The 24,683-nt window shown below is 62.5% G+C and carries 23 protein-coding genes; 8 read left to right on the top strand and 15 right to left on the bottom strand.

Annotation, left to right across the window (positions count from 1 at the left end; genetic code table 11):
* Positions 1 to 579: 579 nt before the first annotated feature.
* Genes ASE60_RS28055 through ASE60_RS28045 form a run of 3 tightly spaced genes read right to left on the bottom strand, consistent with a single transcriptional unit; the run spans position 580 to position 2,877 of the window.
* Positions 580 to 1,305, bottom strand: a complete 726-nt coding sequence (locus tag ASE60_RS28055) for a beta-ketoacyl-ACP reductase (RefSeq protein ID WP_057254886.1) — start codon at positions 1,303 to 1,305, stop codon at positions 580 to 582.
* Between the two features lie 17 nt (positions 1,306 to 1,322).
* Positions 1,323 to 1,682: a hypothetical protein gene (locus ASE60_RS28050; RefSeq protein WP_057254885.1), complete on the bottom strand. Its 360-nt coding sequence runs from the start codon at positions 1,680 to 1,682 to the stop codon at positions 1,323 to 1,325.
* Positions 1,683 to 1,695: 13 nt separating this feature from the next.
* Complete coding sequence (locus ASE60_RS28045; RefSeq protein WP_057254884.1) at positions 1,696 to 2,877, bottom strand: acetyl-CoA C-acetyltransferase; 1,182 nt, start codon at positions 2,875 to 2,877, stop codon at positions 1,696 to 1,698.
* A 224-nt stretch (positions 2,878 to 3,101) separates the two neighbouring features.
* Here ASE60_RS28045 and phaR point away from each other — a divergent pair, with 224 nt between their 5' ends.
* Positions 3,102 to 3,680, top strand: coding sequence for a polyhydroxyalkanoate synthesis repressor PhaR (phaR, locus tag ASE60_RS28040; RefSeq protein ID WP_057254883.1), 579 nt, complete (start codon positions 3,102 to 3,104; stop codon positions 3,678 to 3,680).
* A gap of 203 nt (positions 3,681 to 3,883) precedes the next feature.
* Here the strand turns inward: phaR and ASE60_RS28035 are convergent, their stop codons facing one another.
* The 5 genes from ASE60_RS28035 to mtgA all read right to left on the bottom strand — a co-directional run bounded on the left by ASE60_RS28035 (position 3,884) and on the right by mtgA (position 7,233).
* A complete protein-coding gene (locus ASE60_RS28035) occupies positions 3,884 to 4,285 on the bottom strand; it encodes a hypothetical protein (protein ID WP_057254882.1) in 402 nt (133 codons plus the stop codon).
* A 350-nt stretch (positions 4,286 to 4,635) separates the two neighbouring features.
* Complete coding sequence (gene rpmF, locus ASE60_RS28030) at positions 4,636 to 4,821, bottom strand: 50S ribosomal protein L32 (protein ID WP_057254881.1); 186 nt, start codon at positions 4,819 to 4,821, stop codon at positions 4,636 to 4,638.
* 157 nt (positions 4,822 to 4,978) lie between these two features.
* On the bottom strand, positions 4,979 to 5,626 hold the full coding sequence (locus tag ASE60_RS28025) for a glutathione S-transferase family protein (protein ID WP_057254880.1): 648 nt from the start codon (positions 5,624 to 5,626) through the stop codon (positions 4,979 to 4,981).
* A 21-nt stretch (positions 5,627 to 5,647) separates the two neighbouring features.
* Complete coding sequence (locus tag ASE60_RS28020) at positions 5,648 to 6,382, bottom strand: DUF1868 domain-containing protein (RefSeq protein WP_057254879.1); 735 nt, start codon at positions 6,380 to 6,382, stop codon at positions 5,648 to 5,650.
* 104 nt (positions 6,383 to 6,486) lie between these two features.
* Positions 6,487 to 7,233, bottom strand: coding sequence for a monofunctional biosynthetic peptidoglycan transglycosylase (mtgA, locus tag ASE60_RS28015; RefSeq protein ID WP_192495172.1), 747 nt, complete (start codon positions 7,231 to 7,233; stop codon positions 6,487 to 6,489).
* A gap of 172 nt (positions 7,234 to 7,405) precedes the next feature.
* On the opposite strand from mtgA, the gene ASE60_RS28010 reads away from it, so the two are divergent.
* A complete protein-coding gene (locus tag ASE60_RS28010; protein ID WP_057254878.1) occupies positions 7,406 to 8,320 on the top strand; it encodes a polyprenyl synthetase family protein in 915 nt (304 codons plus the stop codon).
* A gap of 4 nt (positions 8,321 to 8,324) precedes the next feature.
* Positions 8,325 to 9,380 carry a histidinol-phosphate transaminase gene (gene hisC / locus ASE60_RS28005; RefSeq protein ID WP_057254877.1) on the top strand — a complete coding sequence of 352 codons (1,056 nt, stop codon included), beginning with the start codon at positions 8,325 to 8,327 and terminating at the stop codon, positions 9,378 to 9,380.
* A gap of 126 nt (positions 9,381 to 9,506) precedes the next feature.
* Here hisC and ispG read toward each other — a convergent pair whose 3' ends face one another.
* The 4 genes from ispG to ASE60_RS27985 form a co-directional block, all read right to left on the bottom strand.
* Positions 9,507 to 10,760, bottom strand: a complete 1,254-nt coding sequence (gene ispG, locus ASE60_RS28000; protein WP_057254876.1) for a flavodoxin-dependent (E)-4-hydroxy-3-methylbut-2-enyl-diphosphate synthase — start codon at positions 10,758 to 10,760, stop codon at positions 9,507 to 9,509.
* Positions 10,761 to 10,947: 187 nt separating this feature from the next.
* Positions 10,948 to 12,132, bottom strand: coding sequence for an MFS transporter (locus tag ASE60_RS27995; protein ID WP_057254875.1), 1,185 nt, complete (start codon positions 12,130 to 12,132; stop codon positions 10,948 to 10,950).
* 30 nt (positions 12,133 to 12,162) lie between these two features.
* Complete coding sequence (locus ASE60_RS27990; RefSeq protein ID WP_057254874.1) at positions 12,163 to 12,546, bottom strand: glyoxalase/bleomycin resistance/extradiol dioxygenase family protein; 384 nt, start codon at positions 12,544 to 12,546, stop codon at positions 12,163 to 12,165.
* Positions 12,543 to 13,328 (bottom strand): DeoR/GlpR family DNA-binding transcription regulator, encoded by a 786-nt coding sequence (locus ASE60_RS27985; protein ID WP_082616165.1) that lies wholly within the window; start codon positions 13,326 to 13,328, stop codon positions 12,543 to 12,545. Before ASE60_RS27985 ends, ASE60_RS27990 begins: the two co-directional genes overlap by 4 nt.
* A 273-nt stretch (positions 13,329 to 13,601) precedes the next feature.
* Here ASE60_RS27985 and ASE60_RS27980 point away from each other — a divergent pair, with 273 nt between their 5' ends.
* From ASE60_RS27980 to ASE60_RS27970, 3 genes are all read left to right on the top strand, one after another.
* Positions 13,602 to 14,375, top strand: a complete 774-nt coding sequence (locus ASE60_RS27980; protein ID WP_057254872.1) for an amino acid ABC transporter substrate-binding protein — start codon at positions 13,602 to 13,604, stop codon at positions 14,373 to 14,375.
* A 107-nt stretch (positions 14,376 to 14,482) separates the two neighbouring features.
* Positions 14,483 to 15,163, top strand: coding sequence for an amino acid ABC transporter permease (locus ASE60_RS27975; RefSeq protein WP_082616163.1), 681 nt, complete (start codon positions 14,483 to 14,485; stop codon positions 15,161 to 15,163).
* On the top strand, positions 15,160 to 15,921 hold the full coding sequence (locus ASE60_RS27970) for an amino acid ABC transporter ATP-binding protein (RefSeq protein ID WP_057254870.1): 762 nt from the start codon (positions 15,160 to 15,162) through the stop codon (positions 15,919 to 15,921). The genes ASE60_RS27975 and ASE60_RS27970 overlap by 4 nt, the downstream gene beginning before the upstream one ends.
* 212 nt (positions 15,922 to 16,133) lie before the next feature.
* On the opposite strand, the gene pyc is transcribed toward ASE60_RS27970, so the two are convergent.
* Both pyc and ASE60_RS27960 read right to left on the bottom strand, forming a co-directional pair.
* Complete coding sequence (gene pyc, locus ASE60_RS27965) at positions 16,134 to 19,592, bottom strand: pyruvate carboxylase (protein WP_057254869.1); 3,459 nt, start codon at positions 19,590 to 19,592, stop codon at positions 16,134 to 16,136.
* Between the two features lie 118 nt (positions 19,593 to 19,710).
* Positions 19,711 to 20,451, bottom strand: a complete 741-nt coding sequence (locus tag ASE60_RS27960) for an autoinducer binding domain-containing protein (protein ID WP_057254868.1) — start codon at positions 20,449 to 20,451, stop codon at positions 19,711 to 19,713.
* A 383-nt stretch (positions 20,452 to 20,834) separates the two neighbouring features.
* On the opposite strand from ASE60_RS27960, the gene ASE60_RS27955 reads away from it, so the two are divergent.
* The gene (locus ASE60_RS27955) at positions 20,835 to 22,592 is read left to right on the top strand and encodes a glucan ABC transporter ATP-binding protein/ permease (protein WP_057254867.1); all 1,758 of its coding nucleotides are present in this window, start codon (positions 20,835 to 20,837) and stop codon (positions 22,590 to 22,592) included.
* A 160-nt stretch (positions 22,593 to 22,752) separates the two neighbouring features.
* A complete protein-coding gene (locus ASE60_RS27950) occupies positions 22,753 to 23,385 on the top strand; it encodes a LysE family translocator (RefSeq protein WP_057254866.1) in 633 nt (210 codons plus the stop codon).
* 24 nt (positions 23,386 to 23,409) lie between these two features.
* On the opposite strand, the gene opgC is transcribed toward ASE60_RS27950, so the two are convergent.
* Positions 23,410 to 24,564 (bottom strand): OpgC domain-containing protein, encoded by a 1,155-nt coding sequence (gene opgC, locus ASE60_RS27945; protein ID WP_057254865.1) that lies wholly within the window; start codon positions 24,562 to 24,564, stop codon positions 23,410 to 23,412.
* Positions 24,565 to 24,683 lie beyond the last annotated feature (119 nt).

Raw genomic sequence — 24,683 nt, 5'->3', positions numbered from 1 at the left:
AAGGGGCGCCGACAACTAAAACCATCGTTCGGCGTCTCTCAGCCCATTGCACCACCTGTTGTGGTTGGCGCAATCGAGAACGGGAACAGCCATGGAACGAATCGGCGACGAATCGAAGACTCATCGCGATTCACTGTATGTTCACGACTACATATAGATTTCAACACCAAACGTTGCACCACATGCTGAATCTGACGCCGCGCGCGTGTGTTAGAGCCCACGACTCGCCTCAATCCTGGCTGTCCCATTGCCAGACAGGTCAAAGGATTCCGAATCCAAGACTCTGGAAAGCCTAGAAAATTTTTAACGAAATTCATCGGAGATTCGCTGGGCAGAGAGAATGAGAATCGCACCGAGCACCCTCGACCAATACGGGAGGATCCGATGGCGACTCGTGGTACGGGCATCATTCCGCTTTTGTTCTCCACAAGATATAGTGTCTGCGCCGCGCGCCGGCAGCAGATTCACGTGCGCGATTTCGGGATTCAAATGCCGGGGCAACAGGCGTCTCTTCTCTCCGCCCTACACAAAGACGGCGCCCCGAAGGGCGCCGTTCAAAGCAATGATGAGATCAAAAGGTCAGACGAAGAACTGTCCGCCATTCGCCGAAATCGTCGAGCCGGTGATGAAGCCGGCGTCGTCGGAGGCCAGGAACACAACGCAGCGGGCGATTTCTTCCGGCTCGCCGAGGCGGCCAACCGGGATCTGCGGGATGATCCGCTCGTTCAGCACTTTCTCCGGCACCGCCCGCACCATTTCCGTGCCGATATAACCCGGGCAGATGGCGTTGACCGTGATCCCCTTCGCCGCACCTTCCTGGGCAAGCGCCTTGGTGAAGCCGAGATCACCGGCTTTGGCCGCCGAATAGTTGGCCTGGCCCATCTGGCCCTTCTGGCCGTTGATCGACGAGATGTTGATGACGCGGCCGAAACCGCGGTCGCGCATGGCGGACCAGATCGGATGCGTCATGTTGAAGAGACCGGTGAGGTTGGTGCCGACCACCTCGCCCCATTGCTCGGGCGTCATCTTGTGGAACATCGCGTCGCGGGTGATGCCCGCATTGTTGACCAGCACTTCGACCGGGCCGAGATCGGCCTCGACCTTGGCGATGCCTTCGGCGCAGGACTGATAGCTGGAAACATCCCACTTGTAGACGGGGATGCCGGTTTCCTGCTTGAAGGCCTCAGCCTTTTCGTCATTGCCGGCATAGTTTGCGGCCACCTTGTAGCCGGCATTCTTGAGTGCGACGGAGATTGCCGCGCCGATGCCGCGCGACCCACCTGTGACCAATGCTACCCTGCTCATGCACGCCTCCCACTTGATCAGTTCAGTTTCTCAAAGGCCTTCTTCATCAGCTTTTCGCCGACCTGTCGTCCGTAGAGCTCGGCGGCAGCCTGGAACTGAGGCGTCGCGAGCATAGACATACCCACCTCGCACTTGGTGAGCGCGAGGTTCATCATCAGACTGGAGAGCTGAACGAGCGACGCTTTCAAAGCGCCACTGTCATCGTTCGGGGCCGCAACCATCATGTCCTTGAAAACGGCCTCGTCGTCCGAGGTCGTATGTTCCAGCATGCACTGAACCAACCGCGCCTCGTCGAGAGGCGCGGGATTGGCATGTGCGGAAACGATCGGCGAACCGGCCAGAAGAAGGGAAAACGGAACCCACCTGGCGCTGTTCATGCCGCCAAACCGATTAGAGCCGTTCGACGCACATGGCGACGCCCATGCCGCCGCCGATGCAGAGCGTTGCAAGCCCCTTGGAAACGCCGCGGCGCTTCATTTCGAAGAGCAGCGTGTTGAGCACGCGGGCGCCGGAAGCGCCGATCGGATGGCCGATGGCGATCGCGCCGCCATTGACGTTGACGATCGACGGATCCCAGCCGAGGTCCTTGTTGACCGCGCAGGCCTGTGCCGCGAAAGCCTCGTTGGCCTCGACCAGTTCGACGTCGCCGATCGCCCAGCCGGCTTTCGCCAACGCCTTGCGCGAAGCCGGGATCGGGCCGGTGCCCATGACCTGCGGATCGACGCCGGCCGTTGCCCAGGAAACGATACGGGCGAGCGGCTGGATGCCGCGCTTGGAAGCCTGCGCTTCGGTCATCAGCAGAGTGGCCGCGGCGCCGTCATTGAGGCCGGAGGCGTTGCCGGCGGTGACCGTGCCTTCCTTGTCGAAGGCCGGACGCAGCTTCGTCATCTGGTCGAGCGTTGCGCCATGGCGGATATATTCGTCCTGGTCGACGGTGACGTCGCCCTTGCGGCCTTTGACGATGAAGGGAATGATCTCGTCGGCGAACCGCCCGGCCTTCTGGGCCGCTTCGGCCTTGTTCTGCGAGGCGAGCGCGAAAGTATCCTGCTCTTCACGGCTGAGCTGCCACTGGCGGGCGACGTTTTCGGCAGTGATGCCCATGTGATAGCCGTAGAAGGCGTCGGTCAGACCGTCCTTGATCATCGTGTCGATCATCTTGAAATCGCCCATCTTCACGCCGCCGCGAAGATGCGAGCAATGCGGCGCCATCGACATGGACTCCATGCCGCCGGCGACGATGATATCCGCATCACCGGTTGCAATCTGCTGCATGCCGAGCGCCACGGCACGAAGACCGGAACCGCAGAGCTGGTTCATGCCCCAGGCGGTTTTCTCCTGCGGAAGACCCGCCTTCATCGCCGCCTGACGCGCCGGGTTCTGGCCCTCGCCGGCCTGCAGGACCTGGCCGAGGATCACCTCGTCGACCTCGCCTGCCTCGACGCCTGCGCGCTCGAGCACGCCCTTGATGACGGCGGCGCCGAGTTCGTGCGCCGGTGTGTTGGCGAATGCACCGTTGAAGGATCCGACCGCGGTACGGGCGGCGCTGGCGATCACGATGGAGGGATTGCTCATGGGACGTTTCCTCAGATCTTTCTTGCCTAATGGAAGCAGACTGGCAAAGCGCGCGGCGCAAGTCAAACGCCTTGATGCGGTGCCACAAAACCGTCACTCAAGACGCAACCGCAAGATTTCGCACTTGCGTCGCCGCAACGCACAAAGACATTGTCAGCGGCGCTCTTTTGCGGATACTCTGAAAAACGCAATAAAGACGGGATGATGGGTGAGAGGAGACCCTGATGGCGAAGCACGAAGGCCAGATCGTTATAAAAAAATATGCGAACCGGCGGCTCTACAACACCGGGACCAGCACCTATGTCACGCTCGACGACCTGGCTGTCATGGTGAAGAAGGGCGACGATTTCATCGTCCAGGACGCAAAGTCCGGAGAGGACATCACCCATTCCGTGCTGACGCAGATCATCTTCGAGCAGGAGTCCAAGACCGGCAACACGCTGCTGCCGATCTCCTTCCTGCGCCAGCTGATCTCGTTCTACGGCGACCAGATGCAGATGGTGGTGCCGAGCTATCTCGAGCATTCGATGCAGGCTTTCACCGAGCAGCAGTCGCAGATGCGCGAGCAGATCAACAAGGCCTTCGGTGACACGCCGCTCGGCAAGAACCTGCAGGTTCCGCTGCAACTTGTCGAAGAGCAGGTCCGCCGCAATACCGAGATGTTCCATCAGGCGATGCAGATGTTCTCGCCGTTCATCACCGCCCCGCCGGTGAAGGAAACCAAGAAGGCCGAAGCCAAGGATATCGACGAGCTCAAGGAACAGCTTCGCGCGCTCCAGACCAAGCTCGACAATCTCGGCTGAGCGCATTCTCCTTGCAAAGGCGGGTGTGAGTCACCCGCCCAATTCCCGTCCAGCAAACCATGTTTTGAATTGGGCCAACGCCCCGGGATCGATCGTGACCTAAAGCGCGTCGCGATCTTTCAGATTCGCGCCTTGCGCTTTAAGTTCTTGATATTTCGCATGTCGTTGTCGCAAAACCGCTGCGCACTTTTGCGCTACAGGCTTTAAAGGCCGATCGACACGTCCCGTCCGGCCGAGCGCATCGAGACGGCGAAGCCGGCGATGACGTCGATGAAGCTGATCGTCATCAGGATGAAGAAGAGCTGGGTTGCCGCCGGCGCCAGCAGCAGGAATTCGATCAGGAAGGCGATGAACAGAATCATCGACAACAGGTGATCCATCAGCGCACGCGTGCTCGTGCGGGTCGCCTTCAGCAATTCGACGAAGAGCAACAGCAGTGCGACGACGATCAGGAGGTCGCCGAAGCGCATCGTCCAGGTCGCGCCCGACAGCATGGACAGCGACAGCATCTCGGCGTTCAAGCCGGCAATACCGCCGAACATTCCGATCATCGCGAGATTGTAGACAACGAACGGCAGGATCAGCAGCGGAACGGCAGCGAGCATCGGGCACGAACTCCTTTGCCGCGTCTTGCGGCGTCTTCAGGCCTACTGCATGTTTCCTTTAATCGTAGCCGGTTAAAGGACAAAAACATGCAGCAATTCAAAGTGCTACAGCGACCTTTGCGCGTCTGATAAGACGCGCGGCGCTGTAGAGCGCTGTGCGTTCGCATGAACGCACCAAGGACGCTCCAGCACTTAGGGTCTAGAGCATCTCTCCGCTTCCAGTGACTTCACCTTGGCGCGTGATGCTCTAGCTCCTGCGGATAACACAGGGTCCAAGCGAGAAAATGTCAGACGCAAAACAAAAGGGCCGGCAGAGCCAGCCCTTTGAACCATTCCACGAACGGAAACGCTTATGCGTTTTCCTTCGGGGTCAGAACCTGACGGCCACGGTACATGCCGGTCTTCAGGTCGATGTGGTGCGGGCGACGCAGTTCGCCGGAGTTCTTGTCTTCGACGTAGGTCGGCGTCTTGAGAGCGTCAGCGGAACGGCGCATGCCACGCTTGGACGGGCTCGTTTTTCTTTTAGGTACAGCCATTTCATTCTCCACTTATCGGGCAAACACTGTTCAGCAGCCGAAATGGCCGTGTTAAACAGATGTCAATCACGGAAATTTGGCGCGCTTATACATGGGCAACTGCTGTTTGACCAGTCCCCAGCCGCAATTTTTCGACTCAAGATCTGGCGGCGCCGATTCAGACCTCGTCATCGGGAACGACCCACGGCTCGGCGCGGGCAGCCTCTTCCCACTTCCGGAAAGCGAAATGTGCCTTCACCCGTTGCATGTAGCCGAGCGTTTCTTGATCCGCAACGAGATCGTAGACGTCGAAGCGGTTGACCACAGGCGCGTACATTGCATCGGCCGCGCTGAAGGATCCGAAGAGGAACGGCCCGCCGGAGTGGGCAAGCGCCTCCTTCCAGATCTGCTCGATGCGCACGACATCAGCGCGAACGTCGGCATCCACCTGAAGCGCCCGCCTCTCCCGGCGGATGTTCATCGGGCAGGCACCGCGCAGCGCCCTGAAACCGGAGAGCATCTCCATGGAATAGCTGCGGGCCCGGGCGCGGGCCTGGCGATCGGACGGCCAAAGCCCGGCGTCGGGAAAGAGCTCGGCGACATATTCGATGATCGCCAGCGATTCCCAGACGAGCAGATCGCCGTGGCGCAGCAGCGGCACCTTTCCGGTCGGCGAGATCGCGCGGATATCAGGATTGCCGGCCGCGAAATCGAAGGGAATGACCACGTCCTCGAAGGCGATGCCCGCGGCGGTCATCGCCATCCAGGGCCGCATCGACCAGGACGAATAGTTCTTGTTGCCGACGTAAAGGGTAAGTCCGGTCATCTACATTCCTTGATGCTGGCCTTAATTGCTGGCCGTGATTGCTGATCTGTCCGAGAAAACGATCAGTTCCTCGAAATGGTTCATGTCCTCGAACGAGCAGAAGGCCGGCGGATCGAGCTCGATCACCGGCGCCCGCTCCCTGAGGCAGGCGAGTTGTTCGCTCAACATTTCCTGCCAGCGCGGCAGTGCCGCGTCATCGAGCCAGTCGATGACATAGGCGAAGGTGATGTGAAACGCATAGTCGTCATGATCAGGATGGCGATAGCCGAAGACTTCGGCGAAAGCATCGCGCCAGGCCTTGAGGCAAGCCCGATCGGCGACGCTGTCGCCTTCAAGCGCGAGACCGGTTGGCGTGATCTCGGTCACGCGGGCACGGAAGGGCTGCAACGGCGCAAAGTGCCTCAGCCGCGCACAGTAGTGTTCGGTCATCACATCGATCGGTGTATCGAGCGCCATATCGACGGGCCAATAGGGTAGCCTGCGACGATATTCGATGATGCCCTGGAAGATCGTCATGTGCAGGCTGGACGGATGCGTGAAGGCGAACTGCCCCGCCTCGGGCATCGCCATCAGACGCTCGCGCACGGCAAGCACGGCCGTCTCGGACGGCGATCCGGCGGTGACGTGGGAGACGACCGTGTTGCCCGGCTCACGCAGGAAGCGGCCGTCCGTGGCGTAGCGGGTTCCGATATGCTTCGGCGGAATGGTGTCCGCGTTGCGGCCAAAGGCGAGAAGCGAAGGGGAAATCGAGGTCATGGGAGCGATCGGGCCTTTTGAATGGAGAGAGGGCCCAGATGGCAGAACTCTACGAAGCCAGGATGACATCCCCCGGCAACCGCATCCAATGAAAAGGTCTGATCTCAATCATAAAGGCAGGTGATGTAGCCGCCGGAGCGGCTGGCGCGACGCTCGATCAAATTCGCCAGACGCTTGAGCCCACGGCCGGGTTTGCCGGCATTGCGCTCTTTCGGGTTGGGCAGCGAAACCGCAAGCAGTGCGGCCTGCCGGCGCGAGAGCTTCGCCGCGGAAACGCCGAAATGGTGGCGGGCCGCCGCCTCGATACCGTAGATCCCATCACCCCATTCGGCGACGTTCAAATAGATCTCCATCATCCGCCGCTTGCTCCAGACGAAATCGGCAGCGACCGCCAGCGGCAGCTCCATGCCCTTGCGCAGGAAGGAGCGGCCGTTCCAGAGGTAGAGGTTCTTGACCGTCTGCATCGGGATGGTGCTGGCGCCACGGGTCGATTCCCCTTCAAGCGCATCCTCGACCACGCCGCGCATCTGGCCCCAGTCGACGCCGTCATGGGCGCAGAACTGACCGTCCTCCGACATCATCACCGATTGGACGAGCACCGGCGAGATGTTCTCGAAATCGACCCATTGGCGGTCGTAGCCGCGAAGCAGAACGAGATCGCGCAGCATCAAGGTGGAGACCGGGTGGACGAACTCGACGAGATAGAGAACGATCAGCACATAGGGCAGGGCAACGAAACCCAGGACAGCCAGGATGATCTGGCGGCGTTTCTTGCGCAACGTCCGGCGAAGCGAAGACCAGCGACTGGAAGGCACTTCGCCCTCCTCGCGCGCTTCCGGAACGACGTTCACGGCCTGACTGTTCACCTCGCTGTCCATCCGCTTCTCTTAGTGTATGGTCCGGCAAAGTTGAACGGGCTTTCTGGTAAAAGGCAAGGCGCCCAGGCGGCTGTCCCAGGGAAAGCGCGCCGCTGCGACACGAATCCCCGTTGAAAGCCCTCTTCGCCCGTGCCAAAGAGCGCGCATGAGCCAGGACACATCGCCCTTCACCCGCCGCCTCACCGGCAATGCCCGCGCCGTCGAAGCTCTGCTCGAGCGCCTGCTCGGCTCGGCGACGGCGGTCGACGAGATTGCGCGACCAGCAAACCTGCTCGCGGCCATGCGGCACGGCGTGCTGAACGGCGGCAAGCGGCTGCGCCCCTTTCTGGTGATCGAATGTGCGGATCTTCTCGGCGGCAGCTTGGATGCATCCTTGCGCGTCGGGGCGGCGCTCGAATGCGTCCATTGCTATTCCCTCGTCCATGACGACCTGCCGGCGATGGACGACGACGATATCCGCCGCGGCCAGCCGACGGTGCACAAGGCCTTCGACGAGGCAACCGCGATCCTCGCCGGCGACAGCCTGCTGACCTTCGCCTTCGACATCATCGCGGCCCCCGAAACGCTGCTGACGGACGGCCAGAAAGTGGAGCTGATCCTGGCGCTCGGACGCGCCGCCGGCCACGGTGGCATGGCCGGCGGACAGGCGCTCGATCTGGCAGCAGAGAAGTCGCCGCCCGACGAGGCCGGCATCGTGACGCTGCAGGCCATGAAAACCGGCGCCCTCATCCGCTTCGCCTGCGAAGCGGGCGCCATCGTCGCTGCCGCATCGAAAGACGACCGCGCCCGGCTTCGCCACTTCGGCGAAAAGATCGGCCTTGCCTTCCAGCTCGCTGACGACCTGCTCGACCTCACTGCTGACGCGGAGACCATGGGCAAGGCGACCGGCAAGGACGCCGCCCGCGGCAAAGGCACGCTGGTCGCGCTGCACGGCCAGGCCTGGGCAGAGGAGCGGCTGGAGCAACTGGTCGCAGAAGCCGAATCCCTGCTCGCGCCCTATGGTGAGCGCTCGGCCATCCTCATCGAAACCGCCCGCTTCGTCGCCAACCGCAGGAATTAGCCCCGTGAGCAAATACTGGTCGCCGATCGTCTCGAAGCTCAAGCCCTATGTGCCGGGCGAGCAGCCGCGCATCGCCAATCTGGTGAAGCTTAACACCAACGAATGCCCCTACGGTCCCTCGCAAAAAGTGCTCGACGCGATCGGCGCTGCAGCAAGCAGCGATCTCCGCCTTTATCCCGACCCGCTGGCGCTCAAGCTTCGCCAGGCGATCGCCGCGCGCTATGGCGTGACGGCGGAGGAAGTCTTCGTCGGCAACGGCTCGGACGAGGTGCTGGCCCATATCTTCGCCGGCCTCCTGAAGCACGACTCGCCGCTGCTCTATCCGGATATTTCCTACAGCTTCTATTCGACCTACGCGCGGCTCTTCGAGATCGACACGGTCGAGGTCCCGCTCAACGACGCCTTCGAGATCGACATCGCCGACTATGATCGCCCCTGCGGCGCGATCATCCTGCCGAACCCGAACGCTCCGACAGGCATCGGCCTGCCGCTCGCCGAAATCGAGCGGCTCGTCGCAAGCCACCCGGACCAGCCCGTCGTCATCGACGAGGCCTATGTCGACTTCGGCGGCCAGTCGGCAGCAGAACTCGTTTCGAAATACGAGAACCTGCTGGTCGTCCAGACCTTCTCCAAGTCGCGCGCGCTTGCAGGCCTTCGTGTCGGCTTCGCCATCGGCCAGCGGCCGCTGATCGAGGCGCTGGAGCGGGTGAAGGACAGCTTCAACTCCTATCCGCTCGGCCGTCCGGCGCAAGCAGGCGCCATCGCCGCGATCGAGGACGAGGCCTGGTTCGAGGAAACGCGCGCAAAAATCATCGACTCCCGCGAACTGCTTGCGGCGGACCTCACTCAACGCGGCTTCGAGGTATTGCCATCTCAGGCCAACTTTGTGTTCGCCCGGCATCCGGGCCATGACGGCGAGGCATTGATGAAGGCGCTGCGCGAGCGGGCCGTGCTGGTCCGCCATTTCGCCAAGCCCCGCATTTCCGATTTCCTGCGCATCACGATCGGCACCGATCAGGAATGCGCGCGACTGATCGAAGCGCTGGACGAGATCCTCTAGAGCGTCTTTCCGCTTCGAGTGATTCCACCTGAGAGCGGGCTGACGTCGCGGCGATAGGCCCCAAGCCGCGCGCTTCCGGGCGGCAGGAGCCTTGTACGTCGCTTGGAACTGCCCGGAAGAAACCGCCTATTCGGCAGCCGCCTGGCCGCGGCCATAACGCTTCTCGATATAATCGGAAACCAGCGTCTCGAAGTCCGCGGCGATGTTCGGGCCGCGCAGGGTCATCGCCTTCTGGCCGTCAACGAAAACTGGGGCGGCCGGCATTTCACCGGTGCCCGGAAGCGAGATGCCGATGTCCGCATGTTTGCTTTCGCCCGGGCCGTTGACGATGCAGCCCATCACCGCGACCTTCAGGCCTTCGACACCGGGATATTTCTCGCGCCAGACCGGCATGTTGCGGCGGATGTCGTCCTGGATCTTCTGCGCGAGCTCCTGGAACACGGTGGACGTCGTGCGCCCGCAGCCGGGACACGCTGCAACCACCGGAATGAACTGGCGGAAGCCCATGACCTGTAGCAGTTCCTGCGCCACCTGCACCTCGCGGGTGCGGTCGCCACCGGGCTCCGGCGTTAGCGAAATGCGGATCGTGTCGCCGATGCCCTGCTGCATCAGGATGCCGAGCGAGGCCGAGGAGGCGACGATGCCCTTGGTGCCCATGCCGGCTTCCGTCAGCCCGAGATGCAGCGCATGGTCGGAGCGTGCCGACAGCATGGCGTAGACGGCGATCAGGTCCTGGACACCCGAAACCTTGGCGGAGAGAATGATGCGGTTGCGTGGCAGGCCGATCTCTTCTGCGAGATCCGCCGACAAGAGCGCCGACTGCACGATGGTCTCGCGCGTCACCTGCTGGGCCGTCAGCGGAAAGCCGTTCGCCTGGTTCTCGTCCATCAGCCGCGTCAGCAGTTCCTGGTCGAGCGAGCCCCAATTGACGCCGATGCGCACCGGCTTGTCGTAGCGGATCGCCATTTCGACGATCTCGGCGAACTGCTTGTCCTTCTTGTCCTTGAAGCCGACATTGCCCGGGTTGATGCGGTACTTGGCGAGCGCTTCGGCGCAGGCCGGATGATCGGCGAGCAGCTTGTGGCCGATATAGTGGAAGTCGCCGACGAGCGGCACGTCCAGACCGAGGCGCTCGAGCCGCTCGCGGATCTTCGGCACGGCGGCGGCACTCTCGTCGCGGTCGACGGTGATGCGCACCAGTTCCGAGCCGGCCTTGTGAAGGGCGGCAACCTGCGCCACCGTTCCGTCGATATCAGCGGTATCGGTGTTGGTCATCGACTGGACGACCACCGGCGCGCCACCGCCCACTATGACCCCGCCGACATCGACGGCGACGGACGCACGGCGGGGCTGCGGATCAAAATCGAAGGCGGCAGACATAAAGGCCTCTTGGTCCCCAGGTCACGCCAGTGACCTGGTCTCATCGTTTCAGCGCGGGATGCGGGCGGAAACCGCATGGACTTCTGCCGTCCCGCTCTTGCTTTTCGTCCATCAGGTGGATGAGGAAAGCACCGTTGTCAACGGCGACATCATGCCCTGACGGCGATTTGATGGCAGGCGGCCGGCATCAGTGTCCCTTTGCGTGGTCGGCATGATGAGCATGATGCGACAGCATCAGCACCACGATGAACAGCACCGGCACCGAGGCAAAGACGATGGCAAAGCCCGTATGCTCGGCGACGAAGCCGATCACCGATGGCGCAAACAGCATTCCCGAATAGCCCATGAAGGTCGCGACCGAAAGGCCGATGCCAGGCTGCAGGCCCGGCATGTTGCCGGCCGCCGAAAAGGCGATCGGCACCATGTTGGAGATGCCGACGCCGGCAATCGCAAAGCCGAGGATGGCGATATAGGCATTCGGCGCCGTGCCCGCGATGATCATGCCGATGAGCGCGGTGACCGTGCAGATGCGCAGCGTCTTCTTGGCACCGAAGCGGTCGCGCACGAGGTCGCCAGCAAAGCGCATGGTCGCCATGGTGGCGGAGAAAGCGGCAAAGCCGAAGCCGGACAGTTCCACCGAGGCACCAAGCTCGTTGCGCAGGTAGAGCGCGCCCCAATCGAGCACCGTGCCCTCCGGCACCATCGAAAACAGCGCCATGATGCCGATCAGCCAGGGTAGCGGCGTCATCGGCAGGCGGAGCTTTTCCTTGGCGGCGGCCGGATGTGGCTTGTCGGCAAGGATCATCGGCCAGGCAATCGCAATCAACGTCAGGCAGATCACGGTGACGACGAAGACATGCGGCAGCACGCCGACGCGCGCCATGAGGAATCCGCCGATGCCGGCGCCGATCAGGCCGCCGAGGCTCCAATAGGCGTGGCAGGAGGACATGATTGCCCGCCGCATCGATTTCTCGACCTCGACCGCATTGGCGTTCATGGCGACATCCATCGCGCCGACGAAACCGCCGAGCACGAACATGCCGATCGCTGCCGCCCAGACGTTTGGCACCAATGTCAAAAGCAGAAGCAGCGGCGACAGGATGATGGCTGTGACCTTGACCACCTTCTGCGAACCGACGCGGGCGATATAGCCGCCGGCAATCGGCATCAGCACCAGGGAGCCGATGCCAAACATCAGGATCAGGAGGCCGAGTACGCTTTCGCTGATGCCGAGCCGGTCCTTGAACTCGGGGATCTTCGGCGCCCAGCTGCCGGTGACGAAGCCATTCATCAGAAAGAGCAGGGAAACCGCCAGCCGGTTGCGGGTCATATAGCCCTGGCGGACGGTTGCAGTGGGAGAACGTTGGTCCATGGTATTGCCTCTGTGCCGGATCGGGCCGGCTCAAACAGTGATTTCGATCAGATTTCCATCGGGGTCGCGTAGGACCGCCTCGTAGAAGCCGTCGCCGGTCCAGCGCGCCTTCGCGACCAGAATGCCTTCAGCCTCGGCGCGCGCAGCCATGGCATCGACCGCCTGCTCGCTGCCGAGCGACAGCGCCACATGGGCAAGGCCCGTGCGCTCTTGCGCCGGATCGCCCGGAGCAACCCAAGGGCCCTCCATGATCTCAATCGCTGGTCCGTCGCCAAGCCTCAGGAAGCGTGAGCGGAAGCCCGGCCGCCGCCGGCTTTGATAGACCTCGCCGACTTCAGCACCGAAGAACGTCGACCAAAAGCCGGCAATCGCCTCAAGGTCTCGGGTCCACTGCGCCACGTGGGTAATCGTCATCGTTCGGGCCCTCCCGCCATCAAGACTTCCGCCCCGGCCGCCTCGAATGCAGTACGATGCGCTGCCGGGGCATCAGCCTCCAGGACCAGCACCGCCCTTTCGTCAATACCGACGATCGCGTGGGCCGCCGCCGTCCCGAGCTTGTCGCTGGTGATGGCAACAACGAGACGCCGGCTGCGCAAGGCGACGAGCCGCTTGAATTCGGCGTCCTCGAAATAGATCGCCGTCAGGCCCGCTTCGGCATCGGCGCCGCAGGTGCCGAGAAAGCAGAGATCGGGCCTGAGCAGTTCGGCGTCGCGCTGCGCCCGCGCGCTGATGGCCGCACCGACCGCACGGTTGAGTGGCCCGCCAAGCAGGATGAGATCGACGCCAGGCTTCTCCATCAGCGCTGCAGCGATCAGCGGCGTATTGGTGACAATCGTGACCTGGAGCTCCGGCTCGATCAATTGCGCGATGGCGAGGTTTGTGGAACCGGCATCAAGAAACACGGTCATGCCCGGCTTGATCAGTCCGACCGCCGTGCGGGCAAGTGCTGCCTTGCGCTCCGGCGCCATCGCCACCCGCTCGCTCAAACTGCTGTGTGCCGCGGGAACGACCGGGAGCGCGCCACCATAGACCCGCTCGCAAAGCCCCGCTGCCGCCATTTCGCGCAGGTCACGGCGGATCGTGTCTTCGGAAACATTGAGCTCGGCAGCGAGATCCGCAGCCAGCACCCGGCCGTTGGCCTTCAGCCGCTCCTGGATCAGCGTCTTTCGCTCACGAAGTAAGAGATCGCTCGACATTTTTGCCAATCGTGCATAAACGTGCATAAATCGCTATGAATGTGCATAACGACTTTTGAAACCGATTTCAAGTCGCGGAATAAGCCAAATCACCGCGGGCCAGCAATTCGAGCAAACCGTGCCTTTTGCGCGTGACCGACGCCATTTCGAGGAAAATTCTTCATCAAAACGCTCGGGAATTGGTGTTTTATACGCTCAGATCGCCAATCTTTTGTGCGATTGTCCGCTCAATCCGGACGACGGGCCGGACCACAAAGAAGATGGAAAATCACGATGAAGCTCCTCCCCACGCTGTTCGCCGCCGCTCTGATGCAGGTTGCCGCCCTCGCCTCCGCTGAAGCCGGCGAGAATCTCGACGCGGTCAAATCCGCCGGCGTCCTGAAGATCGGCACCGAGGGCACCTATGCGCCCTTCACCTATCACGATGCCTCCGGCGCTCTTGTCGGCTTCGACGTTGAGATCGGCCAGGCCGTCGCCGAGAAGCTCGGCGTCAAGGCCGAATTCCTCGAAGGCAAGTGGGACGGCCTGATCGCCGGCCTCGACGCCAACCGCTACGACACGGTCATCAACCAGGTCGGCATCACCGAAGAGCGCAAGAAGAAGTACGACTTCTCCGAGCCCTACATCGCCTCGAAGGCCGTGCTGATCGTCAAGACCGACAACGAGGAGATCAAGGGCTTCGCCGATCTCAAGGGCAAGAAGTCGGCTCAGTCGCTGACCAGCAACTTCGGCAAGCTCGCAACCGCCTCCGGCGCCGAACTCGTCGGCACCGACGGCTTCGACCAGTCGATCCAGCTCGTGCTCACCGGCCGCGCCGATGCCACGATAAACGACAGCCTCTCCTTCCTCGATTTCAAGAAGAAGAAGCCCGACGCGCCGGTAAAGATCGCGGCCGAACAGGCTGACGCCGACTTCTCCGGCATCATCATCCGCAAGGACGAGCCGGAACTCTTGGAAGCGATCAACAAGGCGCTCGGCGAGATCAAGGCCGACGGTACCTACGACAAGATCTCGCAGAAGTACTTCGGCGCCGACGTCTCGAAGTAACCCCTGTCCCGAGCGCCGGGTCGGTTTCTCCGCCGGCCATTCTCGGTTATGAATCGCGATCCGTTCCGGACACCGGGGCGGATCGCGCTTTTTGAAAGGCCCGCCCCTTGCCCACCTGGCTCCAACTGATGCTGGATTCGCTGCCGTCCCTGCTCTGGGCCGGCCTCACCTTCACCATCCCGCTGACGCTGCTTTCCTTCATCTTCGGCCTGATCCTCGGGCTCGCAACCGCCGTCGCCCGTCTGTTCGGACCGGCGCCGGTGGTCGCCATCGCGCGATTTTACGTCTGGGTGATCCGCGGCACACCGCTGCTCGTCCAGCTTTTCGTGATCTTCTACGGGCTGCCGAGCGCCGGCATCCTGCTCGACGCCTTCACCGCCGCGCTCATCGGCTTCTCGCTGAACGTCGGCGCCTACACCTCCGAGATCATCCGTGCCGTCATCTCGTCAGTGCCACGCGGACAGTGGGAAGCGGCCTACTCCATCGGCATGAGCTGGAGCCAGGCGATGCGCCGCACCATCCTGCCGCAGGCGACCCGCGTCGCCGTGCCGCCGCTGTCGAACACCTTCATCTCGCTGGTGAAGGACACTTCGCTTGCCGCCGCCATCACCGTGCCAGAGATGTTCCAGACCGCCCAGCGCATCGTTGCCACCACCTACGAGCCGCTGATCCTCTATATCCTGGCGGCGCTGATCTACCTCGCCATGAGCTCCGTGCTGTCGGCTCTGCAGGTCAGGCTGGAGCGGCGCTTCGCCCGCTATGGCGGCTTCCTGGAGGCACGCGCATGATCGAGCTCTCCCACATCGAAAAGCGCTTCGGCGACAATCTTGTCCTCAAGGACATCTCCGTCACGCTCGCCGAGGGCACGGTGACGGCTTTGGTCGGCCCATCCGGCGGCGGCAAGAGCACGCTGCTGCGCTGCATCAATCTGCTGGAGATCCCAACGTCCGGCGCAATCCGGCTTGGCGACGAGACGCTCGAATTTTCGCCCGGCCGCAAGGTCGGCTGGGCGGCGATCCAGCGCCTGCGCCGGCAGACCGGCATGGTGTTCCAGAACTTCCAGCTCTTCCCCCACCAGACCGCCCTCGGCAATGTCATGGAAGGTCTCGTCACGGTGCTGAAATGGCCGGCCGACAGGGCGAAGACGCGCGCGATGGAACTCTTGGAAAAGGTCGGCATGGCGCACAAGGCCGACGCCTGGCCGGCGACCCTTTCCGGCGGCCAGCAACAGCGCGTGGCGATCGCCCGCGCGCTTGCCCCGTCGCCCCGCGTGCTTCTCTGCGACGAGCCGACCTCTGCCCTCGACCCGGAACTGGCGGAAGAAGTGGTCGAAGTCCTGAGCCGGCTTGCTCGTGAAGGCACGACCATGGTCATGGCGACCCATGACCTGCGCCTCGCATCCCGCGTCGCCGACAAGGTGATTTTCCTCGACGGTGGTCTCATCGTCGAAAGCGGTGCCCCGAAGACGATCTTCTCGGCGCCCGAGCGTGAGCGTACCAAGAAGTTCATCGCCTCGCTGAGCGCCCCGCACGACTACGAAATCTGAGCGGAGGGGACGACGGATCACAGGACGATCCGGCGGGTGTGGGTCGGGCACCCTTTGCGCCAGCCTTGTCTATCTCTACCGTCATCCTCGGGCTTGATGTTCAGTCCGGGGAGCAGGACGGACGACCCCAGCAGGCTAGACGCCCCCTCTACTTCCAGAAAACAAAACGGCCGGATTCGCATCCGGCCGTTTCTGTTTGTTTGAACTTACCCTCAGGCGCCGAAGACCATCAGCAGATCCTTGGCGTCGATCTGGTCGCCGGCGCGCACCAGCACTTCGGCAATCGTGCCGTCCTTCTCCGCATGCAGCGCCGTTTCCATCTTCATCGCCTCGATCGAAAGCAGCACGTCGCCCGCCTTGACCGCCTGTCCTGGCGAGACAAAGACCGTCGAGATGACACCCGGCATCGGCGCGCCGAGATGGGCGGCGTTACCGACCTCGGCCTTGCGGCGCACCGCGCTCTGAGCGCTGCGGTTGCGGTCCGGCACTTTGATCAGGCGCGGCTGGCCGTTGAGCTCAAAGAACACCTTGACCATGCCCTTCTCGTCCGGCTCGCTCTTGGCCTGGTGCAGGATCACGAGCGACTTGCCCCGCTCGATCTCCGGCTGCAGCTCCTCGCCCGGCGCAAGCCCGTAGAAATAGGCCGGCGTCGGCAAGACGCTGACCGGGCCATAGGTGTCGGCAGCAACCGCATAGTCGGTGAAGACCTTCGGATACATCAGATAGGAGGCGAACTCGAAGTCGTCGACCTTGCGCTCAAGCTTGTCCTCGATTGCCTTGCGCTCAGCATCGAGGTCGGCCGGCGGCAGCAGCGAGCCCGGAACGGCGGTATAGGCCTTTTCGCCCTTCAGCGCCTTCTTCTGCAGCGCTTCCGGCCAGCCGCCCGGGGGCTGGCCGAGATCGCCCTTGAGCATCGAGACGACCGAATCCGGGAAAGCGATGTCCTTCGCAGGATTTTCGACGTCGGCGACGGTCAGGTCCTGGCTCACCATCATCAGCGCCATGTCGCCGACGACCTTGGACGATGGCGTCACCTTGACGATATCGCCGAACATCTGGTTGGCGTCGGCATAGGCCTGGGCGACGCGGTGCCACTTGGTTTCGAGACCGAGCGAACGCGCCTGTTCCTTAAGGTTTGTGAACTGTCCGCCCGGCATTTCGTGCAGGTAGACTTCGGACGCCGGTCCCTTGAGGTCGCTTTCGAAGGCGGCATACTGGTGGCGCACCGCTTCCCAATAGAAGGAGATGCGACGAATCCACTCGGGATCGAGACCCGGATCGCGGTCCGACCCCCGGAGCGCCTCGACGATCGAGCCGAGGCAGGGCTGCGAGGTATTGCCGGAAAGCGCGTCCATCGCCGCATCGATGACATCGACGCCGGTCTCCACGGCGGCAAGCACGGTCGCGGCCGCAATGCCCGAGGTGTCGTGGGTGTGGAAATGGATCGGCAAGTCGGTCGCCTCACGCAGCGCCTTGAACAACACGCGTGCGGCCGCCGGCTTCAACAGGCCCGCCATGTCCTTGACGGCGATCATGTGCGCGCCGGCCTTTTCGAGGTCGGCGGCAAGGGCTGTGTAGTATTTGAGATCGTATTTCGGCCGGGCCGAATTCAGGATGTCGCCGGTATAGCAGATCGCCGCCTCGCAGATGCGATTCTCCTCGGCAACGGCCTCCATCGACACCCGCATGTTGTCGACCCAATTGAGGCAGTCGAAGACGCGGAACACGTCGATGCCGCCTTTTGCCGCCTGGCGCACGAAGTATTTGACCACGTTGTCGGGGTAGTTTTTGTAGCCGACGCCATTGGCGCCGCGCAGAAGCATCTGCAGCAGCAGGTTCGGGGCATCTTCGCGAATGCGGGCCAGGCGATCCCACGGGTCTTCGGTGAGGAAGCGCATGGACACGTCGAAGGTCGCGCCACCCCAGCATTCGAGCGAGAAGAGCTGGGGAAGCGCGCGGGCATAGGTGCCGGCGACGCGGGCGATATCATGGGTGCGCATGCGGGTCGCAAGCAGCGACTGATGGCCGTCGCGCATCGTCGTATCGGTCAGGAACACTTGGCGTTCGCCACGCACCCACTCGGCGAACTTCTTCGGGCCGAGTTCGTCGAGCTTCTGCTTGGTACCGGATTTGATGTCGCCGTCGATGAACGGGACGACGGGCTTTGCCGCATCCGCCGGCGGCTTCGGGCGGCCCTTCGTCTCCGGGTGGCCATTGACCGTGACGTCGGCGAGATAGGTGAGGAGCTTCGTCGCGCGGTCCAGGCGCTTCACCTGCTGGAACAGTTCCGGAGTCGTGTCGATGAAGCGCGTCGTATAGCTGTTATCCTGGAACTTCGGATGGCTGATGATCGCCTCGAGAAAGGTCAGGTTGGTTGCCACACCGCGGATGCGGAACTCCCGCAGCGCGCGGTCCATGCGGCTGATCGCTTCGAGGGGGTTCGGCGCCCAGGCGGTAACCTTGACGAGCAGTGGGTCGTAGAAGCGGGTAATGACTGCACCCGGATAGGCGGTGCCGCCATCGAGACGGATGCCGAAGCCGGACGCCGAGCGATAACCGGTGATGCGGCCATAGTCCGGAATGAAGTTCTGCTCCGGGTCTTCGGTGGTGATGCGGCACTGCAGCGCGTGACCGTTGAGGCGGATGTCCTCCTGCTTCGGCACGCCCGATTCCGGCGTGCCGATCGCCTCGCCGTCGAGGATGTGGATCTGCGCCTTGACGATGTCGATGCCAGTCACGACTTCCGTGACGGTGTGCTCCACCTGAATGCGCGGGTTGACCTCGATGAAGTAGAACTTGCCGGTGTTGGCATCCATCAGATACTCGACCGTGCCGGCGCCGACATAGCTCGTCGCACGGGCGATCATCAGCGAATAGTCGGCAAGCTCCTGGCGCTGCGCATCCGAGAGGTAGGGCGCCGGCGCGCGCTCGACGACCTTCTGGTTGCGGCGCTGGATCGAGCAGTCGCGCTCGAAGAGATGCACGACATTGCCGTGGGTATCGCCGAGGATCTGGCTTTCGACGTGGCGGGCGCGCTCGACCAGCTTTTCAAGATAAACCTCATCCTTGCCGAAGGCGGCCTTGGCTTCGCGCTTGCCTTCCGTCACCTCGCGGATCAGGTCCTTCGGGTCGCGAATGGCGCGCATGCCGCGTCCGCCGCCGCCCCAGGAGGCCTTGAGCATGACCGGATAGCCGATCTCGGCCGCAAGGCGGTGGATTTCCTTTTCGTCGTCCGGCAGAGGATCGGTGGCCGGAACGACCGGCACGCCGACGGAAATCGCGAGGTTGCGCGCGGCAACCTTGTTGCCGAGCTGGCGCATCGTCGCCGGCCGCGGACCGATGAAGATGATGCCGGCGGCATCACAGGCATCGACGAATTCAGGGCTTTCCGAAAGCAGGCCGTAGCCCGGGTGGATCGCGTCGGCGCCCGAAAGCTTGGCGACGCGGATCACTTCTTCGATCGACAGGTAGCTCTCGATCGGACCGAGGTCGCGGGCAAGGTGCTGCCCGCGGCCGATCTGATAACTTTCGTCCGCCTTGAAGCGGTGCAGCGCCAGTTTGTCCTCTTCAGCCCATATCGCGACCGTTTTCAGACCGAGTTCGTTTGCAGCGCGGAAAACGCGGATGGCAATTTCAGAACGGTTGGCAACAAGGATCTTCGAGATAGGCAAGTCGGTCTCCTCAATGACTTGATATTGCGGGAAATGCTGCACCCGCGAAATAAAGTATTAGCGAGTCACCGAGCAGAGCGCAATTTCAGATGCGACAGGAAACCGAAAGCCTTCGACTCTAGGAGATCAGCCCGAGCCGGAAGGCGATCGCCACGACGTGATGGCGGTTCTTGCCCTTCAATTTCTCCTGGATGCCGTTCATATACCAGTCGACCGTATGGCTCGAGATATCGAGCACCTTGCCTATGTCGTTCGAAGTCATGCCGTCGGCGAGATAGTTGAGCGCTTCCATTTCGCGCCGCGTCATCTGCACCTCGACGCGCGAGCCGAGTTCGGCCGAAACCTCGGGATCGGTCAGCTCCAGAAGCTTCCAGAACAGCCGCTTGGCGATGGCGTCGAAGAGGCTGATCTCGACCGGGCTCAAGTCGACGACGCGACCGCCGACCGTCAGGTTGCCGAGCAGGCCGCGCCGGCCGTGCACCGGAAAGATGTAGCCATCGTAGAGACCGTGGTTTCTGGCCTCGATCATCATGCTTTCCATGCGCTTGCGATGTGGATCGGAGCGGAAGGCAAACAGCGTGTCACGCCAGCGGAAGCCGCGCTGCGCATGGCCGAGATAGCGGATGGTCGGATCGATCACCACGAACTTCTTGCGGATGTAGATCTGCGGCCAGCCTTCCGGCCAGCGGCCGGCGAGCAGCAGCCGCAGCGGATTGTCATGCGGTTTCGGCTGCCGAACGACACCGTAGAAGTCGAAGCCGCAGCGATCGAGCAGGCGCTCGAATTCCGGGACGATTTCCTCGCGTGTCTTCATCTCCTCCAGAAGCGCGAGAAACTGTACGAGCAGCGTAATGTTCATGGATCACCTTCCAGGTAGATGCATATGGTCGCATTTCCGAATCCGGACATAAAGGCACCGTTCAGCGACCATTCATGTTGCACCCGCGATAATCCCTCATACCACGCCCGGTCTTATGCGAAATATGCAAGAAATCGGAGTTGGCACGACAGATAGCAGACTATGAATATTCTCGCCAAGCTCGCATGCGAGCGAAACGGGAAAACGAGTGGCTGTCCATGCGTCCGGCTACGGCTTCCCTTTGCCGCAAAAGACCGTCTCAGCGCGGCCCCGAGTGTATGGGGGCGGAGCCCAAGCCCGCCAACCGTAGCTCGAGGACGCGGGTGCATCCGCCGCAGAAGGACTGCGGCGCGTCAAATCCGGTACCCGGAAGGGGTGAGACAGTGTCATTGTTCCAAGTGTATGCAAGAGCGCTCCAGTATCTTGCGGTTCACAAGTTTCGTGTCTCGGCGATCGTCCTCGCCAACGTCGTTCTGGCAGCCATCTCGATTGCCGAACCGATCCTGTTCGGGCGCATCATCGACGCCATCTCGTCGAAGGGCGAGGTCACGCCGATGCTTTTGATGTGGGCTGGCCTCGGCGTCTTCAACACCGTCGCCTTCGTGCTCGTTGCCCGCGAGGCGGACCGGCTGGCGCATGGCCGCCGCGCCACGCTCCTGACGGAAGCCTTTGGACGGATCGTTTCCATGCCGCTCGCCTGGCATAGCCAGCGCGGCACGTCCAACGCGCTGCACACGCTGTTGCGCGCCTGCGAAACCCTATTCGGTCTCTGGCTCGAATTCATGCGCCAGCACCTGGCTACGGCCGTCGCGCTGATGCTGCTCATTCCGACCGCCTTTGCCATGGACGTGCGCCTCTCGCTCGTCCTTCTCGTGCTCGGCGCGGCCTATGTCATGATCAGCAAGGCGGTGATGAGCCGCACCAAGGAAGGTCAGGCCTCGGTCGAGAACCACTATCATACGGTTTTCTCCCACGTTTCCGACGCCATCAGCAACGTCTCGGTCGTGCACAGCTACAACCGCATCGAGGCTGAAACCCGCGAGCTGAAGAAGTTCACCGAGCGGCTGATCTCCGCCCAGTTCCCGGTGCTCGACTGGTGGGCACTGGCGAGCGCGCTGAACCGCGTCGCCTCCACCATTTCGATGATGGCGATCCTCGTCATCGGCACCGTGCTGGTGCAGCGCGGCGAGCTCGGCGTCGGCGAAGTCATCGCCTTCATCGGTTTTGCCAACCTGCTGATCGGCCGTCTCGACCAGATGAAGGCCTTCGTGACGCAGATTTTCGAAGCCCGCGCCAAGCTCGAAGACTTCTTCCAGCTCGAGGACGCCGTGCGCGAACGTGACGAGCCGGCAGGCGCGACTGAACTGCCGCCAGCTGTCGGCGAAGTCGAGTTCCGCAACGTCTCCTTCGATTTTGCCAACACGAACCAGGGCGTGCACAACGTCTCGTTCACGGCCAAGGCCGGCCAGACGATCGCGATCGTCGGCCCGACGGGTGCCGGCAAGACGACGCTCGTCAACCTGCTGCAGCGTGTTCACGATCCGCGTGACGGCCAGATCCTGATCGATGGCAACGATATCTCGAAGGTAACGCGCAAGTCGCTGCGCCGCTCGATCGCCACCGTCTTCCAGGATGCGGGCCTGATGAACCGTTCGATCTCGGACAACATCCGCCTCGGCCGTGACGATGCGACGATCGAGGAAGTCATGGCTGCCGCCGAAGCGGCCGCCGCCTGCGACTTCATCGAGGGCCGGACGGGCGGCTACGACACGGTGGTCGGCGAACGCGGCAACCGTCTGTCGGGCGGCGAACGCCAGCGTGTGGCCATCGCCCGCGCCATCCTCAAGAATGCGCCGATCCTGGTGCTCGACGAGGCGACCAGCGCGCTCGACGTCGAAACCGAGGCCCGCGTGAAGGATGCGATCGATGCCCTGCGCAAGAACCGCACGACCTTCATCATCGCACACCGCCTGTCGACGGTGCGCGAGGCCGACCTGGTGATCTTCATGGATCAGGGCCGTGTCGTCGAAATGGGCGGTTTCAACGAGCTCAGCCAGAGCAATGGCCGCTTCGCAGCCCTCTTGCGCGCCAGCGGCATCCTGACGGACGAAGACGTCCGCATGAGCCACACGGCGGCATAAGACACGCGCTTGAAGTCAAGCGAACGAACCGAACCACCCGCGGTCAAACGCGGGTGGTTTTTTGCTTTTCGGCTTTCTGACAACGTCGCGTCGACCAGCCTTGCCATTCTCGAGATTGTTGGTAGACGGGAATTCCGGCCCCAATTCCAAAGGAATCATCATGCCGGACATCTCCACAATCGCAGTTTTCGCCACAGCAAGCCTCGTGCTCACCGCCACGCCCGGCCCTGACATGCTGCTCATCGCTTCTCGGAGCGTGAGCCAGGGGGGCGCAGCCGGGTTCCTCACCTATGCCGGGATCGCAGTCGGCACCTATTGCCACGCGCTGGCCGCAGCACTCGGTCTTTCCCAGCTCTTCGTCACCTTGCCGGTTGCCTATGAGATCGTGCGCTGGGCGGGCTGCGCCTATCTGCTGTACCTCGCCTACAAGACAGTCCGCTCGAACGCATCGAGCGCGTCACCGGTTTCGACGCTCAAGCGACTTTCGAACTGGCGGATCTTCGGCGAGGGGCTGATGACGAACCTGCTCAATCCGAAGATGGCGCTCTTCGTACTGGCGCTGCTCCCACAGTTCGTAGACCCAAAGAGCGGGTCGATGGTCACGCAGATGCTTCTGCTGGCGACCGTGTTGAACGGGGTCGGCTTCCTCGTGAACGGCTCGGTCATCCTGGTCGGCAGCCATCTGCGCGCGCGGCTCGCTGGCATCAGGCGTTTCCCGAAGCTGCCGCAGTATCTTCTCGCCGGCGTATTCACGGGGCTCGCCTGCCGCCTTGCCCTTGGTTCCAGAAATTAGTCGCCCAGCAGGGGCGGCGTTCTCTTACGCCGCCCGCAGCGGCTTTGCAGTAGCAATGCCGCGCAACCATTCGAGATAATAGGCATAGGCGAAATGCAGCCCGATGCCGACGAGCACGAAGAGGCTGCCGAAGATCGGGTTTCTCCCGGTGACGAACAGCAGCACCTGGCCGGACATCGCCAGGATCGTGCCGAAGATGAAGATCGGCAGCGAGTGTCGCCCGACAACCGCGAGCGGATGATCGCTGTCGAGTTTGGCGAGGTTGCTGATGCGAGGCGTCACGGCGACGATGTAGGCAAGCGCCAGCACATGGAGCAGCCGGGGGCCCGACAGGAAGGTCTTGTCAAAGCCGGTCAAGACCGCTGGAAGACCGAAGGAAAGGTCGATGCTCCAGAAGGAGAAGAGCACCCAGACAGCGGAGACCGCAAGATAAGCGCCCGACAGGACGATCAGCCAGGGCCATCGGGGGAGTGATCCACCATTGCGAACGAAGGTCATCATGACGATGCCGATGACGAACAGGAACTGCCAGGACCAGGGATTGAGGAACCAATAGCCCTCGTCGAGGAAATTCGACGGCACGAACTTGAAGATGCCTGCGGCGAGCCACAGGGCGGCCGACAGCGACAGCAGCAGTTTCTTGCTGACGCCGTTCAGCCAGAGAATACCCGGCAGCATCAGGAACAGCGCCGCATACATCGACAGGATGTTGTTGTAGCCGAGCTGATACCCCAGAAGCACCATGGCGACGATGCCCTGTTCCGTCTGTTCCACCATCGGCCGAATGTTAATCTCGCCGATCAGATCCTGCCGGCCGAAATAGATCGCCCCGGCCGCAAAAATCGCCAGCGTCACGATGCTGGTCATGATGTGGGCGACATAAAGCGCCAGCGCCCGGCGCCAGATTTTCAGCGTCATCGCCAGCCGTTCTCCGGCGGCGAACTTGCCGCCATAGGCGATCCCGACCGACAGGCCGGAGATCAGCACGAAGGCTTCGGCGGAATCGGAAAAGCCGAAGTTCTTGTGCGTCAGATATTCGAGGTACTGTCCCGGAACGTGGTTGACGAAGATCGTCAGCAGGCACAGCGCCCTGAACACGTCGAGGCGTGTGTCACGCTCGTTGGGAACCATTCGGGCGGACGTCGGGTTGACACCACCCTGAAAAGTCTTTTGCAGCATGCGGTCCGTTTTCCAGGATTTGGCGCCCCTGCCCCATCCCTGTTGAAACGGGCACCGACAGCCCGCGCCGTCATTCAAACGCGCGAGATGCCCGGCACCATGAACTAGGTGGGATGAGG

Origin of the sequence: Ensifer sp. Root278 (genome assembly GCF_001429285.1) — a bacterium.
Classification (GTDB): domain Bacteria; phylum Pseudomonadota; class Alphaproteobacteria; order Rhizobiales; family Rhizobiaceae; genus Ensifer.
Note: the sequence above shows the minus strand (reverse complement) of the source record. Positions and strands in the feature narration are given on the sequence as shown.

Excerpts from the sequence above, each read along its gene's own strand:
- ASE60_RS28055 (WP_057254886.1), bottom strand. The coding sequence starts at position 1,305 with ATGAGCAGGGTAGCATTGGTCACAGGTGGGTCGCGCGGCATCGGCGCG.
- ASE60_RS28050 (WP_057254885.1), bottom strand. The coding sequence starts at position 1,682 with ATGAACAGCGCCAGGTGGGTTCCGTTTTCCCTTCTTCTGGCCGGTTCG.
- ASE60_RS28045 (WP_057254884.1), bottom strand. The coding sequence starts at position 2,877 with ATGAGCAATCCCTCCATCGTGATCGCCAGCGCCGCCCGTACCGCGGTC.
- phaR (WP_057254883.1), top strand. The coding sequence starts at position 3,102 with ATGGCGAAGCACGAAGGCCAGATCGTTATAAAAAAATATGCGAACCGG.
- ASE60_RS28035 (WP_057254882.1), bottom strand. The coding sequence starts at position 4,285 with ATGCTCGCTGCCGTTCCGCTGCTGATCCTGCCGTTCGTTGTCTACAAT.
- rpmF (WP_057254881.1), bottom strand. The coding sequence starts at position 4,821 with ATGGCTGTACCTAAAAGAAAAACGAGCCCGTCCAAGCGTGGCATGCGC.
- ASE60_RS28025 (WP_057254880.1), bottom strand. The coding sequence starts at position 5,626 with ATGACCGGACTTACCCTTTACGTCGGCAACAAGAACTATTCGTCCTGG.
- ASE60_RS28020 (WP_057254879.1), bottom strand. The coding sequence starts at position 6,382 with ATGACCTCGATTTCCCCTTCGCTTCTCGCCTTTGGCCGCAACGCGGAC.
- ASE60_RS28010 (WP_057254878.1), top strand. The coding sequence starts at position 7,406 with ATGAGCCAGGACACATCGCCCTTCACCCGCCGCCTCACCGGCAATGCC.
- ispG (WP_057254876.1), bottom strand. The coding sequence starts at position 10,760 with ATGTCTGCCGCCTTCGATTTTGATCCGCAGCCCCGCCGTGCGTCCGTC.
- ASE60_RS27995 (WP_057254875.1), bottom strand. The coding sequence starts at position 12,132 with ATGGACCAACGTTCTCCCACTGCAACCGTCCGCCAGGGCTATATGACC.
- ASE60_RS27990 (WP_057254874.1), bottom strand. The coding sequence starts at position 12,546 with ATGACGATTACCCACGTGGCGCAGTGGACCCGAGACCTTGAGGCGATT.
- ASE60_RS27985 (WP_082616165.1), bottom strand. The coding sequence starts at position 13,328 with ATGTCGAGCGATCTCTTACTTCGTGAGCGAAAGACGCTGATCCAGGAG.
- ASE60_RS27980 (WP_057254872.1), top strand. The coding sequence starts at position 13,602 with ATGAAGCTCCTCCCCACGCTGTTCGCCGCCGCTCTGATGCAGGTTGCC.
- ASE60_RS27970 (WP_057254870.1), top strand. The coding sequence starts at position 15,160 with ATGATCGAGCTCTCCCACATCGAAAAGCGCTTCGGCGACAATCTTGTC.
- ASE60_RS27960 (WP_057254868.1), bottom strand. The coding sequence starts at position 20,451 with ATGAACATTACGCTGCTCGTACAGTTTCTCGCGCTTCTGGAGGAGATG.
- ASE60_RS27950 (WP_057254866.1), top strand. The coding sequence starts at position 22,753 with ATGCCGGACATCTCCACAATCGCAGTTTTCGCCACAGCAAGCCTCGTG.
- opgC (WP_057254865.1), bottom strand. The coding sequence starts at position 24,564 with ATGCTGCAAAAGACTTTTCAGGGTGGTGTCAACCCGACGTCCGCCCGA.